General features: G+C 69.7%; 12 protein-coding genes. 7 read left to right on the plus strand and 5 right to left on the minus strand.

What is annotated here, in order from left to right:
* Positions 1-31 precede the first annotated feature (31 nt).
* Positions 32-1,876: a LamG-like jellyroll fold domain-containing protein gene (locus tag SMIR_RS01865; protein ID WP_212726353.1), complete on the plus strand. Its 1,845-nt coding sequence runs from the start codon at positions 32-34 to the stop codon at positions 1,874-1,876.
* A 59-nt stretch (positions 1,877-1,935) separates the two neighbouring features.
* Complete coding sequence (locus SMIR_RS01870) at positions 1,936-3,606, plus strand: PHP domain-containing protein (RefSeq protein ID WP_168497921.1); 1,671 nt, start codon at positions 1,936-1,938, stop codon at positions 3,604-3,606.
* 26 nt (positions 3,607-3,632) lie between these two features.
* Here SMIR_RS01870 and SMIR_RS01875 read toward each other — a convergent pair whose 3' ends face one another.
* Genes SMIR_RS01875 through SMIR_RS01890 form a run of 4 tightly spaced genes read right to left on the minus strand, consistent with a single transcriptional unit; the run spans position 3,633 to position 7,411 of the window.
* Positions 3,633-4,088 carry a MaoC family dehydratase gene (locus SMIR_RS01875; protein WP_101402031.1) on the minus strand — a complete coding sequence of 152 codons (456 nt, stop codon included), beginning with the start codon at positions 4,086-4,088 and terminating at the stop codon, positions 3,633-3,635.
* Between the two features lie 14 nt (positions 4,089-4,102).
* Positions 4,103-5,611 (minus strand): acyl-CoA synthetase, encoded by a 1,509-nt coding sequence (locus SMIR_RS01880; protein ID WP_168497919.1) that lies wholly within the window; start codon positions 5,609-5,611, stop codon positions 4,103-4,105.
* Positions 5,612-5,621: 10 nt separating this feature from the next.
* A complete protein-coding gene (locus tag SMIR_RS01885; protein WP_095851454.1) occupies positions 5,622-6,494 on the minus strand; it encodes an amidohydrolase family protein in 873 nt (290 codons plus the stop codon).
* Positions 6,494-7,411 (minus strand): SDR family NAD(P)-dependent oxidoreductase, encoded by a 918-nt coding sequence (locus SMIR_RS01890; RefSeq protein WP_168497917.1) that lies wholly within the window; start codon positions 7,409-7,411, stop codon positions 6,494-6,496. Before SMIR_RS01890 ends, SMIR_RS01885 begins: the two co-directional genes overlap by 1 nt.
* A 292-nt stretch (positions 7,412-7,703) precedes the next feature.
* On the opposite strand from SMIR_RS01890, the gene SMIR_RS01895 reads away from it, so the two are divergent.
* From SMIR_RS01895 to SMIR_RS01910, 4 genes are all read left to right on the plus strand, one after another.
* Positions 7,704-8,132 carry a MarR family winged helix-turn-helix transcriptional regulator gene (locus tag SMIR_RS01895; RefSeq protein WP_067361645.1) on the plus strand — a complete coding sequence of 143 codons (429 nt, stop codon included), beginning with the start codon at positions 7,704-7,706 and terminating at the stop codon, positions 8,130-8,132.
* Entirely contained in the window at positions 8,129-8,899 is a 771-nt protein-coding gene (locus tag SMIR_RS01900) for an IclR family transcriptional regulator (protein WP_168497915.1), read from the plus strand. The genes SMIR_RS01895 and SMIR_RS01900 overlap by 4 nt, the downstream gene beginning before the upstream one ends.
* A gap of 469 nt (positions 8,900-9,368) precedes the next feature.
* Positions 9,369-10,640 (plus strand): L,D-transpeptidase, encoded by a 1,272-nt coding sequence (locus SMIR_RS01905; RefSeq protein ID WP_168501444.1) that lies wholly within the window; start codon positions 9,369-9,371, stop codon positions 10,638-10,640.
* Between the two features lie 172 nt (positions 10,641-10,812).
* Positions 10,813-12,198 carry a glycoside hydrolase family 16 protein gene (locus SMIR_RS01910; protein WP_168497913.1) on the plus strand — a complete coding sequence of 462 codons (1,386 nt, stop codon included), beginning with the start codon at positions 10,813-10,815 and terminating at the stop codon, positions 12,196-12,198.
* Between the two features lie 123 nt (positions 12,199-12,321).
* On the opposite strand, the gene SMIR_RS01915 is transcribed toward SMIR_RS01910, so the two are convergent.
* Entirely contained in the window at positions 12,322-13,233 is a 912-nt protein-coding gene (locus SMIR_RS01915; protein WP_168497911.1) for a helix-turn-helix domain-containing protein, read from the minus strand.
* Between the two features lie 146 nt (positions 13,234-13,379).
* Here SMIR_RS01915 and tkt point away from each other — a divergent pair, with 146 nt between their 5' ends.
* Positions 13,380-15,455, plus strand: a complete 2,076-nt coding sequence (tkt, locus tag SMIR_RS01920; protein ID WP_212726354.1) for a transketolase — start codon at positions 13,380-13,382, stop codon at positions 15,453-15,455.
* Positions 15,456-15,466 lie beyond the last annotated feature (11 nt).

Consider the following 15,466-nt stretch of genomic DNA (forward strand, 5'->3'; position numbering starts at 1 on the left):
ACTGACCTTTTCGCACCTTCATGGAGCAGACGTGTGTACTTCGCATGACCAGGCGACGGAGGCCGAGCAGGTCGGCGCCGGCAGACGCAACTTCCTGCGGGCCACGGCCCTGATCGGCGCGGCGGCCACCACCTCGGTCGCCCTGCCCGCGGTGACGGCACAGGCGGCGACGCGTGAGGCGAACTGGTGGCCCGACGCCGACAGCCGCCGCTTCACGCTCGCCGTCATGCCCGACACGCAGTACCTCTTCGACGGGCCGAGCATCAACCCCGCGCCGATCGAGGCCTCGCTGCGCTATCTCCTGGAGCACGGCAAGGACGAGAACATCGTCTTCCTCTCGCACCTGGGTGACCTCACCGAGAACGGGGCGCAGCCCGAATTCGCCGCCGCGGGCAAGGCGTTCGAGCTGCTCGACCGGCGCGGCGTCGGCTACAGCGTGCTCGCCGGCAACCACGACATCAGGTCGTCCACGAACGACCAGCGGGGCGAGACCCCCTACCTGGACGTCTTCGGCCCGCAGCGCTTCCAGAGCAAGCGCACGTTCGGTGGCGCCTCGACGGACGGCTACAACACCTTCCACCTGTTCCGGGCGGCGGGCATGGAGTGGCTCGTCCTCGCCCTGGACTGGCGGCTTTCGTCGCAGGGTTACGCGTGGGCGAAGGACGTCATCGCCCAGCACCCGAAGACGCCGGTCATCCTCACCACGCACGAGCTGGTCGTGGACGACGACACCCTGTCCTCGTACGGTCAGCAGCTCTGGGACCAGCTCATCCACGACCACGACCAGATCTTCCTGACCCTGAACGGGCACTACTGGCCCGCCGCCCGCGCCACCCGCACCAACGCGGCCGGGCACGACGTCCACCTCCACCTGACGAACTATCAGAACCGTTACTACGGCGGCGCGGCGATGATCCGCCTCTACCGCTTCGACCTCGACCGCAACACCATCGACGTCGAGACCATCTCGCCGTGGATCCTGGGCCGGGCGGCCAAGGGCCTCAACGAGCTGGAGCGGCAGGAGATCGAACTCAGCGGCGACGCCGACCGGTTCTCGGTCGGCGTCGACTTCGAGGACCGCTTCGCGGGCTTCGCGCCGGTGCCCGTCCGCTCGTCGCGCCCGGTGTCCGAGATGCTGGTCCGGGGCACGGTCGCGTACTGGCGCTTCGACGGACACGCGGACGGTACGGCGGCCGAGGGCACGGTCCGCGACCGGTCCGGGCACGGCAACGACCTGACCGTGGTCAGGGTCGGCGACAGCGCCCTCACCTGGTCCTCGGCCCACCACCCCGACCAGCCGGGCCACGGCAGCCTCTTCTTCCAGGGCGGCAAGCCCCCGCTGAAGGGCGCGTATCTGCGCACGGTCGACGGGGCCCCCATCAACTCGGCGACCTTCAAGCGCGGTTACACCATCGAGGCCTTCTACCAGCTCCCCGCCGACTGGGACGCCTCGCACAACGCCTGGGCCTCGCTGATCAGCCGTACCGGCACGGGTGGTGGCGCGGGCAAGACCGCCGACGACCCGGACGAGCCGCTCGCCACGCTCTCCCTGTCCGACGGGCCCGGCCCGCAGTGGGCCGTCCGGCCGCTCAACCAGCAGGGCATCGTCACCAATTGGGGCGACGAGACGGCCCGCGAGCAGTGGTGGCACGTCGCCGTCGTCAACGACGGCTCGCACACCACGATGTACGTCCAGGGCTGCCCGGTCGCACGCAACCCGCACACCGTCGCCGTCGGCCTCACCTCGCTCGGGCTGCCCTGGCTGCTCGGCGGCTACGAGTACGCGGGCAAGATCGACCAGATCCTGCACGGACGGCTCGGCGACGTACGCGTCGTCGAACGGGCGCTGTCCGTCTCACAGTTCATGAACCACTGAGCCGTCTCCGCCACCGGTGGCCCCGAAGACCTTCTGACTCCCCGAGGGAGAACTTCCGCATGTCCGAGCAGCAACTGCCCGCCTGGGCCGATCCATCCGTCTCCCCCGCCGCGCTGGACCCGCAAGGCATGTCACGGCGCGGGCTGCTGCGCAGCGCCGGCCTGTTCGGGGCGGCCTTCGCGGTCGGCTCGCTCGCCACGCCCGCGACGGCCGACTCACGGCGCCTCGGCGGAAGCGACCCGCGCCTCGCCTATCTCGTCGGCGACCACCACGTCCACTCCGTGTACAGCCACGACGCGAAGTACACGTTCTCCCAGCTCGCCCAGGCGAGCGCCGAGTACGGCCTGGACTGGATGGTCTTCAACGAGCACTCCAACTTCGGGCACGCCAACTACGGCGCCCAGCTGGAGCACCAGGAGATCCTGAAGGCGCGCGCCGAGAACCCGCGTCAGCTGATCTTCCAGGGTCTGGAGTGGTACATACCGGGCGCCGAGCACGCCACCGTCTTCGCGGCGCCCGGCCGGCACGAGGTGGATCTGCTCACGAAGTTCGAACTCGCCTACGACGGCAAGCTGTTGGGCTACACGGCGGGCTCGCCGACCAGCCCCGACACGGCCCGCAACGAGGCCCACGCGGTCAAGGCGGTCAAGTGGCTCGCGGAGCAGCGCCGCACCGGCTACGTCGACGACGTGCTCGTCCTCGCCAACCACCCCACGCGCCTGGGCATCGACTCCCCGCACGAGATACGGAACTGGCGGGACGCGGCGCCCGAGATCATGATCGGCATGGAGGGCGCGCCCGGCGCCCAGGGCGGCGGCATCCCGGGCTGGGTCGGCTCGGGCCAGCAGCGCGGCGAGTACACCAACAAGCCGTCCGCGGACTCCTTCGCGGGCTACCCGGAGAACGCCTACGTCCTGTACGGCGGCTTCGACTGGATGACGGCGACCGTCGGCGGCATGTGGGACGCGATGCTCGCCGAGGGCAGGCTGTTCACCATCACCACCAACTCCGATGTGCACCGCGTCGTCTTCGACACCTGGAAGAACGGCGACTGGGCACCCGGGCAGAACTTCGACAACACCGGGCACATCCCCGACCCGGTGAACACCGACTCCCAGCAGCCGGGCGGCGACTTCTGGCCCGGCCAGTTCAGCCGCACCCACGTGGGCGTGACCCGCTACGGCTACCGCGCCGTGATGGCGGGCCTGCGCGCGGGCCGCGTCTGGCTCGACCACGGGCACCTGCTCGACGGGCTCGACGTCCGGGTGAAGCGGGACTGCGACCACGGTCCGGGTGTCACCATGGGTGGCCGGATCCGCGTCCGCAAGGGCGAGAAGCTCACGCTGTCGGTCACCGTGACGACCGCCTCGCGCGCCAACCCCCATGGAATCCTGCCGGAGTTGGCGCACGTCGACGTGATCCGCGGCGCGGTGCGCGGCCCGGCCGCCGACCGCGACGACTGGCGCGCGCCCGACACCAAGGTCGTCCGCACGGTGGACGTGAGCGGCCGCAAGGGCACGTACACCCTGCGCATCCCGCTGGCCGCCGGTGACGAGTCCTTCTACGTACGGCTGCGCGGCAGCGACGGCAACCGCAACGGTACGGGCTACCTGGGCGCCTCGATCGACCCGCACGGCCCGATTCCGCACGTGCCCGGAAACGGTGACCCGTGGGTCGACACGTGGTTCTACGCGAACCCCGTGTTCGTCGACGTGGTGGGCGGCCGGTAGGGAGAACAGCCGTCTGACGAGGACCGTCAGGCGTAGAAGCGCGACAGGCTCTGGAGGACGGCGGCGGGCTTCCCGCCGCCGTCGATCTCCACCGTCCCGTCGACGGCGATCTGCACCCCGCCCGGCACGTCCTCGACCGAGGCGAGCCTCGCGACCAGCCGGATGCGCGAGCCGACCTTCACCGGGGCGGGGAAACGCACCTTGTTCAGACCGTAGTTGACCTTCGTCGACACGCCCTCGACCTCCAGCAGCTCGGTGAAGAGCGGGATGAAGAGGGAGAGGGTCAGATAGCCGTGCGCGATGGGCGCGCCGAAGGGGCCCCCGGCGGCCTTCTCCGGGTCGACATGGATCCACTGGTGGTCGCCGGTGGCGTCGGCGAAGGTGTTGATCCGCTCCTGGGTGACCTCGATCCACTCGCTGGTGCCGAGGTCGCCGCCGGCGAGCTTCTTGAGCTCGTCGAGACCGTTCACGGTGATGCTCATGAGCACTTCCTTGCTTACGAGTCGGTGGTGCCGTACCGCGTACGGACACGGGCCTTGAGGAGCTTTCCGGAGGCGGTGCGCGGGAGTTCGTCCACGACGACCACCGACTTCGGGACCTTGTACTTGGCGAGGCGTCCGGCGAGCGAGGCGAGGACCTCGTCCGGGTCGAGCTCGACTCCCTCGCGGGGAACGACGACCGCGCGCGGCACCTCGCCCCACTTGTCGTCGGCGACACCGATGACGGCGCACTCGACGATGCCGGGGTGACCGAGGAGCAGGTCCTCGATCTCGGCGGGGTAGACGTTCTCGCCGCCCGAGATGATCATGTCCTTGATGCGGTCGACGATGAAGACATAGCCGTCCTCGTCGACCCGGGCGGCGTCCCCGCTGCGGAACCAGCCGTCGGCGAACACCGCCGCAGTCTCCTCGGGCAGTCCCCAGTACCCGGGCATGACGTGCGGCCCGCGGACGACCACCTCGCCCGTCTCCCCGATGTCCACCGGCGTGAAGTCGGGCCGTACGACCCGCACATCGCTGAAGAAGTGCGGCACGCCCGCCGAGCCCGCCTTGCCGACCGCGTGTTCCGCGTCCAGGAAGAGGGTGCCGGGCGAGGCCTCGGTCATGCCGTAGCCCTGGAGGAAGGTGAGCCCGCGCTCCTGGTAGGCGGCGATGAGCGGGGTCGGTACGGGTGAGCCGCCGCAGGTGAGGATCCGCAGCGAGGACAGGTCGGCGTCGGCCCACCGGGGATGGCGGGCCACCTGGTCGAACATGGTCGGCACCCCGAACATGAAGGTGATCCGGTGCCGTTCGATCAGGTCGAGGGTGGCCGCCGGGTCGAAGGACTCGACCAGGACACAGGTACCGCCCTTGAGCAGCACCGGCAGGGTCAGCATGTTCAGCCCGGCCGTGTGGAACAACGGGGCCGACACCAGGGCGCGTTCGTCGGCGATCAGGTCGTGGTCGACGAGGACGTTGACCGCGTTCCAGGTCAGATTTCCGTGGGTGAGCATCGCGCCCTTGGGGCGGCCTGTCGTGCCCGAGGTGTACATGATGATGCACATGTCGTCGGCGGTGACGGGCTGGTCGATCGGTTCCTCGGCGACTTTGTCGATCAACTCCTCGTACGGGGAGCCGACTTCGACGTACGTCCGAACGTGCGCGTTGCCCGGCAGCCCCGCGACGAGTCCGGCCGTCGAGGGCGCGTACACGAGGACCTTGGCGCCCGAGTCGCTGAGCTGGTAGGCGATCTCGGGTCCGGCGAGACGCGGGTTGAGCGGCACGAAGACCGCGCCGAGCGTGCCCGCCGCGAAGAGGGTTTCGAGGTAGGAGGGGTGGTTGGGGCCGAGATAGGCGATGCGGTCGCCGCGGCGCAGGCCGAGAGCGCGCAGCGCGTGGGCGAGGCGGGTCGTGCGGGCGTACAGCTCGGCATAACTGACGGTGGTGTCGCCGTGGATCAGGGCGGTGCGGTGCGGGGTCTTGCGGGCCCGGCGTGCGGGCCACGACCCCAGTCCCTCATTGCGCATCTGTGGCCCCTTACGGTGTCAGCCCGAGCAGCCGGGCGGCGTTCTCCTTGAGGATCTTCGGCTTGACCTCGTCCTTGATCGTCAGCTTGTCGAAGTCGGCGAGCCAGCGGTCGGGGGTGAGGACGGGGTAGTCGGAGCCGAAGAGCACCTTGTCCTTGAGCAGCGTGTTGGCGTACTGCACGAGCTGCGGCGGGAAGTACTTGGGCGACCAGCCGGACAGGTCGATGTGCACACCCGGCTTGTGGGTGGCGACGGCCAGGGCCTCGTCCTGCCAGGGGAAGGAGGGGTGCGCCAGAATGATCTTGAGGTGCGGGAAGTCGGCTGCCACGTCGTCCACGTGCAGGGGGTTGGAGTACTTCAGCCGGATGCCGCCGCCGCCCGGAACTCCGGCCCCGATCCCCGTCTGCCCGGTGTGGAAGAGGGCGATGGTGCCGGTCTCCTCGATCACCTCGTACAGCTCGTACGCCACCGACCTGTCGTTGGGGAAGAAACCCTGGATGCTGGGGTGGAACTTGAAGCCCTTCACCCCGTACTCCTCGACCAGCCGACGGGCCTGCTTGACGCCCGCCCTGCCGCGGAAGGGGTCGATGGAGGCGAAGGGGATCAGCACGTCCGGGTGGGCGGCGGCGGCTTCGGCGACCTCCTCGTTCGGGACGGGCGCGGTGCCGGTGGCGGACTCGGCGTCCACCGTGAAGATCACGGCGGCCATCTTCCGCTCGCGGTAGTAGGCGGCCGTCTCCTCCAGGGTGGGCTTCCGCTTGCCCTCGACCTTGAAGTAGGCGCTGGAGGCTTCGTGCAGATCGTCGTCGAGCGAGGCGTGACCCTTCGAGGACACCTCCGCGTGGGTGTGGACGTCGATCGCGACGAGTTCGTTCAGGTCCATCACGCCTCCGGAAGCTTCGGCGCGGGGATCCCGACGGTCTGCGGCTCGGCGCCGACCGACGTGGCCCAGGCGTCGGCCAGGGTGTCGGGGGTCCAGCCGCCGTCCGCGTACGCCGCCCTGACCTCCTGCGGGTGCGACCAGAGTGCCACCTTGTCACCGCCGATGCCGATGGCCTGGCCGGTGACCCCGCGGGCGGCGTCGGAGGCGAGGAAGGGGACGAGGGCGGCGCAGTCCTCGGGGGTGCCGAAGCCCTCGCCCTTGCGGAGGAAGTCGGGCAGCGGCTCGCCGGTGCGCATGGCCTCGACGTACGGGGCGAAGGCGGGGATGGTCTCGGTCATCGCGGTGGCGGCGACCGGCACGATCGCGTTGACGGTGATGCCCGCGCGGCCCAGCTCCATCGACCAGGTACGGGCCATGGCGGCGATGCCCGCCTTCGCGGCGGCGTAGTTCGTCTGGCCGAAGTTCCCACGCTGTCCGGCCGGCGAGCCGACCAGGATCAGCGAGCCGCCCTCGCCCTGCTCGCGCATGCGCACGGCGGCGGCGCGGGCACAGGTGAAGGTGCCCTTCAGATGCGTGGTGATCACCGCGTCGAAGTCCTCGTCGGTCATCTTCCACAGCACCTTGTCACGCAGGATGCCCGCGTTGGTGACCAGGATGTCGAGCCGTCCGAACTCCTCCACCGCACGGGCGACGAGCCGGTCGGCCGCCTCGGTGGTGCCGACCGGGACCACCTCGGCCACGGCCTTGCCGCCCGCGGCGGTGATGGACTTCACGGCCTGCTCGGCCACGGCCTCGTCGACGTCGTTGACGACCACGCGGGCGCCGACGGCCGCGAGGGCGTGCGCGTAGGCCAGGCCGAGGCCACGGCCGCTGCCGGTGACGACGGCCACCTTGCCGGTGAGATCGATGCTGGGCACGAGGGGGTCCCTTCGACGCTGAGGGTCCAAAGCGCGGCTTGCGATGCCGAGCTGCGGCTACGAGATCGAAGCTAAGGACAATAATTGTTGACGTCAATAGTTGTTGCCGACTCATCCGTGCGGCATGCTGTGCGGAGTACGGCGCGATGCTGTACGCAGTACGGCATGCCGTACCCGGCACGAATGAACCGCCCCGCCCGGGGCCCGGCCCAGGGAGCCCGTCATCGCAGGCCAGCAGCACGCCACCAGCCCGGCCACCGGCCCCGCCCCCATCGACGCCCAGGAGCCGTGGATGCGCGGACTGCACGCCGACACCGGCTATCTGCTGTACCGGCTGGGCCTTCGCTCCGGGCAGCTGTTCAACACCTTCCTCCAGGAGTCGGGGCTGCGGCTGCGCCACTACGCGCTGCTGCGCTTCCTGGCCACCTCCGAGGGAGCGCTCCAGCGGGAGCTGAGCTCGCGGCTCGGCTACGACCCGAGCGCGATCGTCGGACTCGTCGACGACCTGGAGAAGCTCGGTTTCGCCGAGCGCCGCCCGTCGCCGGACGACCGCCGCAGCCGGATCGTCGTGCTCACGGACGACGGCAGGGCGTTCCTGCGCGACACGGACGAGGCGGGCCTGCGCGTCACGAACGACCTGCTCCAGCCGCTCGCCCCCGCCGAGCGGGACGCCCTGCACACGCTCCTGCAACGGGTCGCGGAAGCCGAACTGAACTCATGACCATGCTGTCCGCGCCCGACCGTCTGCTCGCCGTGCTCGCCGCCTTCGACCACCGGCATCCGGCGCTCTCCCTGACGGACATCAGCCGCCGGGCCGGACTGACCCTCACCACCGCGCACCGACTGGTGGGCGCCCTCACCGACTGGGGCGCGCTGGAGCGGGACGCGGACGGCGTCTACCACGTGGGCCTGCGCCTCTGGGAGATCGCGGCCCTCGCACCCCGTGGCCTGGCCCTCCGCCAGATCGCCCTGCCGTACCTGGAGGACCTGTACGAGGCCACGCACGAGAACGTGCAGATGGCGGTCCGCGACGGCTCCGAGGTCGTCTACATCGAGTGGATCTCCGGACGCTCCGCGGTCGGTGTACGCATCCAGGTGGGCGCCCGCTGGCCCCTGCACGCGACGGGCGTGGGCCTCGCGCTGCTGGCCCACGGCGATTTGGCGTCCCAAGAGGCCTACTGTTCCGGGCCGTTGGCCGCGTTCACCCCGCACACCCTCACCGACGGGGTCCGCCTGCGCCGCGCGCTCGCCGAAGTCCGCCGCACCGGCGTGGCGGTGAGCAGCCGTCAGGTCACCGACGACGCCCTGTCGGTCGCCGCTCCGGTCCGCGGCGCGGGCGGCACGGTGGTCGCGGCGGTCTCCGTCGTGGTCCCCGAACACGAAGCCCAGGTACCGGCGTTGATTCCGGCGGTACGGCTGGCGGCGCGGGGCATCTCCCGCGCCCTGGGGTGGCAGCCACAGACACGGACCGAGCCGGGCATCATCTGAGGCTCCCGGGAACGCGGATCCGCCCCGCGGCGGTCAGCTGCCCGACAACCTGCCCTGCAGTCAGCCGAAGACAGCCTCGCGGTGCCGCTGCGGGGCCAGATGCGGGTGGCGGGCGTGGACGCGGCCGAGGACTCCACGTCCGACGGGGTGCAGCCGGCGGCCGGCAGGGCCCCGGCACCACCGACGAGCCCGGTCAGCGCGGTGCGGCGGGTGGAGCCGGACTCGCGGTCACGCGATACATGGGTCACGTCGGCCGAACGTACGAGCCACGCTTCCTCGCCCCTGTCCACGACACTCGCCGTTCCCTCGAACGGCGCTTCACACCTTGCCGTACGCCGTTCCTTCAGGCCGATTCTCAGGTCCTCTTCACGCAAGTCTCAGACGGAAGCCCCGGGTTTCAAAGAGTCACCCCAGGAAGGCGGCGCAGGATGCACCAGCAGGCGTGATGGTCATCCAGGAAAGGCGTGCCGTGGGCTTCGCGAAGAATTCGAACCGGTCCGAGCGGCGGACGGCGAACCGGTCCGAGTGGCAGGCCTGGTCGCGGCGCGGGGTGCTGGCCGCCCTCGGCGCCGTGCCGGCCGTGGGCATCCTCGCGGGCTGCAGCGGCTCGGCGGACGCCTCGGAGGGAACGGACGCGAAGGCGGGGGCGACGGCCGGCGCGAGCACAAAAGCCGAGGTCAAGACCCCGACCGTGACCGTCACCCCGGCCGACGGCACGAAGAAGGCCGGTTTCACGGACCCGGTCGAGGTCACCGTCAGCAACGGCACGCTCGCGAGCGTCGAGGTCAGCGGAAACGACGGCTCCACCCTGGCCGGATCCTTCAATGACGCCCGTACGAAATGGACGTCCACGAAAAACCCTTACTCGGGCACCAAATACACGGTCACGGCCACACCGAAGGGCGCCGCCGCGCAAAGCGCGACCTTCGTCACCAAGCAGCCCTCGGACATGTTCGTGGGTTACTTCACGCCCGAGGCGAATTCGACCTCCGGTGTCGGCATGCCCGTGTCGATCAACTTCACCGAGGCCGTGAAGGACCGGGCCGCCGTGGAAAAGGCGATCACGGTGACGGCGGAGCCCGCGGTCGAGGTGGTCGGCCACTGGTTCAGCGACACTCGGCTCGACTTCCGGCCCGAGGAGTACTGGGCCGCGGGCACGAAGATCACGCTGAGCCTGCGCCTGAAAGACGTCGAGGGCACGACCGGTGTCTACGGCACCCAGTCCAAGGACGTCACCTTCCACATCGGCCGCCGTCAGATCAGCACGGTCGACCTGGCGAAGAAGACCATGACCGTCGAGCGCGACGGCTCCACCCTCGCCACCTACCCGGTGAGCGGCGGCGACGCCGAGCACACCACCTGGTCCGGGATCATGGTGATCAGCGAACGGTTCAAGCAGACCCGGATGGAGTCCTCGACCGTCGGGCTCGGTGACGAGTACGACATCTCGGATGTCCCGCACGCCCAGCGCCTGACCACCTCCGGCACCTTCATCCACGGCAACTACTGGGCCTCGACCTCGGTGTTCGGCTCCACCAACACCAGCCACGGATGTGTCGGTCTGCACGACGCCAAGGGAGCGGACGACAGCTCCGTGCCGGGCTACAAGTTCTACGCCAGTTCGATGCTCGGCGATGTCGTCGTCGTCAAGAACTCGGGCGAGAAGACCGTCGAGGCGTCCAACGGCCTCAACGGCTGGAACCTGTCCTGGTCGGACTGGAAGGCGGGGAGCGCCCTCTAGGCAGGGCCCCGCACATCCCACTCTTCATTGCATGAACTCCCGTACAGGGAAAGGAGTTTCTCGGCTTTACCTCTTGACGCTCGGAGTGACAGAGAGCACATTGGCCGCGCACCTTGCTGAGAGCGCTCTCAGCACCACCCGCGCACCCCCACTCCGTACCGAAGAGGCATTCATGAGTGAACCCTCCGGCACACCTGTCAGACGCGGCCCCCTGCGGCGCGTCATCCTGGCAGCGGTCGGCACACTGTCCCTGGCCGTGGCCGCGGTCCTCCCCGCGAACGCGTCCGCGCCCACTCCCCCGGCCGGCTGGTCCCAGGTCTTCGTCGACGACTTCAACGGGGCGGCCGGCTCCGGCGTCAACACCTCCAACTGGCAGTACGACACCGGCACCAGCTATCCGGGCGGCGCCGCCAACTGGGGCACCGGCGAGGTCGAGACGATGACCTCAAGCACCAACAACGTGGCGCTCGACGGCAACGGCAACCTTTTGATCACCCCGCGGCGGGACGCCTCAGGCAACTGGACCTCGGGCCGTATCGAGACCACCCGCACCGACTTCCAGCCGCCCGCGGGCGGCAAACTCCGCGTCGAGGCGCGCCTCCAGATGCCGAACGTGACCGGCGCCGCCGCCAAGGGCTACTGGCCCGCCTTCTGGACGCTGGGCGCGCCCTACCGCGGCAACTACCAGAACTGGCCGAGCGTCGGTGAGCTGGACATCATGGAGAACGTCCAGGGCCTCAACACCGAATGGGCCACCATGCACTGTGGCACCAACCCGGGCGGCCCGTGCAACGAGACCAGCGGCATCGGCGGCAACACCCCGTGCGCCGGCACCACCTGTCAGGCCGGCTTCCACACCTACGCCATGGAGTGGGACCGCTCGACGAGCCCCGAGGAGATCCGCTTCTACCTCGACGGCGTCAACTTCCACACGGTCAAGGCGAACCAGGTCGACGCGACCACCTGGGCGAACGCCACCAACCACGGCTATTTCGTCATCCTGAACGTGGCGATGGGCGGCGGTTTCCCCGACGCGTTCGGCGGCGGTCCGGACAGCGGCACCGAGCCCGGCCACCCGCTGGTCGTGGACTACGTCCAGGTGCTGCAGGCCAGTGGGAGCGGTACCACACCGCCTCCGACCGGCAACCGTGACGCCTACAGCGCCATCCAGGCCGAGTCGTACGACAGCCAGTCGGGCACCAGTACCGAGACCACCACGGACACCGGCGGCGGCCAGGACATCGGCTCGCTCGCAAGCGGTGACTGGGCGCTCTACAAGGGCGTCAACTTCGGCTCCACGGCGGCCACGCAGTTCTACGCGCGGGTCGCGAGCGGTGCGGCGAGCGGGGTCAGCGGTCTGGTCGAGGTGCGCCTCGACAGCCGTACGAGCACCCCCATCGGCAGTTTCGCGGTGGGCAACACCGGCGGCTGGCAGAGCTGGCGGACGGTCCCGGCCAACATCACCGGCGTCACCGGCACCCATGACGTCTATCTGACCTTCACCAGCGGCCAGCCGGCCGACTTCGTGAACGTCAACTGGTTCGACTTCGGCCACTGACGAGGAGGTTCCCCGGCGAGTGGTACGAGGAGTGAAGGGGCGGGCCCGCGGGCGCGCCCCTTTTCTTCGGCACGGACCCTTTTCGTCCTTTCCTCGGCACGGACCCTTCTCGTCGGGACGGACTCAGCGCAGCTCCGCCCGGAACACCACCGGGCTCGTCCCCGTGTGCTGGTGGAAGAACTTGGAGAAGTTCGCCGAGTCGGGGAAGCCCACGGCGACGCCGATGCGGCCGATGGGCATCTCCGTGTGGGCCAGCAGCCGTTTGGCCTCCAGGACCACCCGCTTGTCGATGAATCCCTTCGGTGTCTCACCGGTGGCCGCGCGCACCGCGCGGACCAGGGTGCGGCGGGAGTAGCCGAGGGCGTCGGCGTACGCGCTGACGCTGTGGTTGGAGGCGAAGTCCTTCTCCACCGCGTCCCGGAAGCGCGTGAAGGTGGTGTCGGTCTGCTCGCGGGCCGCTTCGGCGGAGCTGGCCGCGAGATGGGCGAGGCGCAGCAGGAACGCGGTGAGGGAGTGCCGCAGCACCGCGGTATGCAGACTGAGCGGCAGCGTGGTGGTGTCGACGTACTCGCGTTCGAGCTGGGTGAGCGAGTGCTCCAGGGCGGCCAGTTGGGCGACGCCGGGTCGCAGCAGCGGCGGCTGGTCGTAGCGGTAGAGACCGGTCGCCTCGACGGTCGCGCGCGGCAGGAAGCCGGGCTGCATGATCAGGACGGTGCCGCGGTAGCGGTCGGTGCGGGAGAAGCGGTGCACCTGACCGGGGCGGATCCACAGGATGTCGCCCGCGGACGCCTCGTACTCGGCGAAGTCGATCATGTGTCTGACCGGGCCCTCGCGAAAGATCATCACGACGTGGAAGTCGATCCGGTGCACGCGTTCCAGCGGGGCGTCCGCGTGCCAGACGCGCCCGGTCCCCATTGCGCCGACCTGCATACCGACGCCGGACAGGCTCAGATCGACCGGGAAGGGGAAGGTCCTGATCCCGTCCTGGGTCCCGCCTTCGCCCCCTGCACCGCCTTGGGTGGTTCTGTCTGCCATGTCCCTCTCGCGTCGACTCGCTACAGCACTCCGTGTCCCACTTTCACCGAAGGCTGACACACGGGCACCTTCCCCGGCAAAAGTCTGACTTTTAGTTTTGAAGGCGTTCCACCAGAGATTCCAGATCCAGTGAGGACTTCTTGAAGATGAGTGCGCAGAGCCCCGACGGCTTCGAATGGACCGAGCTCGACCGGCGGGCCGTCGACACCGCCCGCATCCTGGCCGCTGACGCCGTACAGAAGGTCGGAAACGGCCACCCGGGCACCGCGATGAGCCTGGCCCCGGCCGCGTACACGATCTTTCAGAAGGTGATGCGACACGACCCCGCCGACCCGGAGTGGACCGGCCGCGACCGGTTCGTCCTGTCCCCCGGTCACACCTCGCTGACCCTCTACACGCAGCTCTTCCTCTCCGGCTACGAACTCGGCCTGGACGATCTGAAGGCGTTCCGCACGCATGGTTCGAAGACGCCGGGTCACCCCGAGTACGGGCACACGGCGGGTGTGGAGACGACGACCGGTCCGCTGGGGCAGGGTGTCGCGAACGCGGTGGGCATGGCGATGGCCGCCCGCTACGAGCGCGGTCTGTTCGACCCCGAGGCGCCGGAGGGTGAGTCGCCCTTCGACCACACCATCTGGGGCATCGTCTCGGACGGTGACCTGGAGGAGGGCATCTCCGCCGAGGCGTCCTCGCTCGCGGGCCACCAGAAGCTGGGCAACCTGGTCTTCGTCTACGACGACAACCACATCTCCATCGAGGGCGACACCGCCACCGCGTTCTCCGAGGACGTGCTGGGGCGCTACGAGGCCTACGGCTGGCACGTGCAGCGCATCGAGCCCTCGGCCGACGGCGACATCGACGTCCGCGCGCTGTACACGGCGCTGAAGGCGGCGCAGGCGGAGACCGGACGGCCCTCGATCATCGCGATGCGCACGATCATCGCCTGGCCCGCGCCGAACGCCCGCAACACCGAGGCCTCGCACGGCTCCGCGCTGGGCGCGGACGAGGTCGCCGCCGCCAAGCGTCTGCTGGGCTTCGATGCGGAGAAGTCCTTCGAGGTCGCGGGCGAGGTCCTCGCCCACGCCCGCCAGGCCCTGGACCGGGGTGCCGAGGCGCACGCCGCCTGGGACAAGCACATCGCCGAGTGGCGCACCGCGCAGCCCGAGCGGGCCCGGCTGTTCGACCGGATCGTCGCCGGCCAGCTTCCCGAGGGCTGGCAGGAGAAGCTCCCGGCGTTCGAGGCAGGCACGTCCGTCGCCACCCGCGCCGCCTCCGGCAAGGTCCTGCAGGCGCTCGGCTCAGTGATCCCCGAGCTGTGGGGCGGTTCCGCCGACCTGGCCGGCTCGAACAACACCACCATCGACAAGACGTCCTCCTTCCTGCCGAAGGGCAACCCGCTGCCCGAGGCCGACCCGTACGGCCGTACCGTCCACTTCGGCATCCGCGAGCACTCCATGGCCGCGGAGATGAACGGCATCGCCCTGCACGGCAACACCCGCATCTACGGCGGCACCTTCCTGGTCTTCTCCGACTACATGCGCAACGCCGTACGTCTGTCCGCGCTGATGCAGCTCCCCGTCACCTACGTGTGGACACACGACTCCATCGGTCTGGGCGAAGACGGCCCGACCCACCAGCCCGTCGAACACCTGGCCTCGCTGCGCGCCATCCCGGGCCTGAACATCGTCCGCCCGGCCGACGCCAACGAGACCGCGATCGCCTGGGCCGAGATCCTCAAGCGGCACGCCACCAACCCCGCCCCGCACGGCCTGGCCCTGACCCGCCAGGGCGTCCCCACCTACGAGGCCAACTCCGATGCCGCCAAGGGTGGTTACGTGCTGCGTGACTCCTCCACCGAGACGCCCGACCTGGTTCTGATCGCCACCGGCTCCGAGGTGCACCTCGCCGTCGAGGCGCGTGAGCTGCTGGAGGCCGAGGGGATCGGCACCCGGGTCGTGTCGATGCCGTCCGTGGAGTGGTTCGAGGAGCAGTCCACGGAGTACCGGGCGAGCGTCCTTCCGCCGTCCGTGAAGGCCCGCGTGGCGGTCGAGGCGGGCATCGGCCTGACCTGGTACCGCTACGTCGGTGACCATGGACGCATTGTCTCCCTCGAGCACTTCGGTGCTTCGGCCGACGCAAAGACCCTGTTCGCCGCGTTCGGTTTCACCGCCGAGAACGTCGCCGCCGCCGCGCGGGAATCCCTCACCGCCGCCCGCGGTTGATCCGATCGCAC

This window comes from Streptomyces mirabilis (assembly GCF_018310535.1).
GTDB lineage: Bacteria > Actinomycetota > Actinomycetes > Streptomycetales > Streptomycetaceae > Streptomyces.

Excerpts from the sequence above, each read along its gene's own strand:
- tkt (WP_212726354.1), top strand. The coding sequence starts at position 13,380 with ATGAGTGCGCAGAGCCCCGACGGCTTCGAATGGACCGAGCTCGACCGG.
- SMIR_RS01885 (WP_095851454.1), bottom strand. The coding sequence starts at position 6,494 with ATGGACCTGAACGAACTCGTCGCGATCGACGTCCACACCCACGCGGAG.
- SMIR_RS01900 (WP_168497915.1), top strand. The coding sequence starts at position 8,129 with ATGACCATGCTGTCCGCGCCCGACCGTCTGCTCGCCGTGCTCGCCGCC.
- SMIR_RS01880 (WP_168497919.1), bottom strand. The coding sequence starts at position 5,611 with ATGCGCAATGAGGGACTGGGGTCGTGGCCCGCACGCCGGGCCCGCAAG.
- SMIR_RS01895 (WP_067361645.1), top strand. The coding sequence starts at position 7,704 with ATGCGCGGACTGCACGCCGACACCGGCTATCTGCTGTACCGGCTGGGC.
- SMIR_RS01870 (WP_168497921.1), top strand. The coding sequence starts at position 1,936 with ATGTCCGAGCAGCAACTGCCCGCCTGGGCCGATCCATCCGTCTCCCCC.
- SMIR_RS01910 (WP_168497913.1), top strand. The coding sequence starts at position 10,813 with ATGAGTGAACCCTCCGGCACACCTGTCAGACGCGGCCCCCTGCGGCGC.
- SMIR_RS01915 (WP_168497911.1), bottom strand. The coding sequence starts at position 13,233 with ATGGCAGACAGAACCACCCAAGGCGGTGCAGGGGGCGAAGGCGGGACC.
- SMIR_RS01875 (WP_101402031.1), bottom strand. The coding sequence starts at position 4,088 with ATGAGCATCACCGTGAACGGTCTCGACGAGCTCAAGAAGCTCGCCGGC.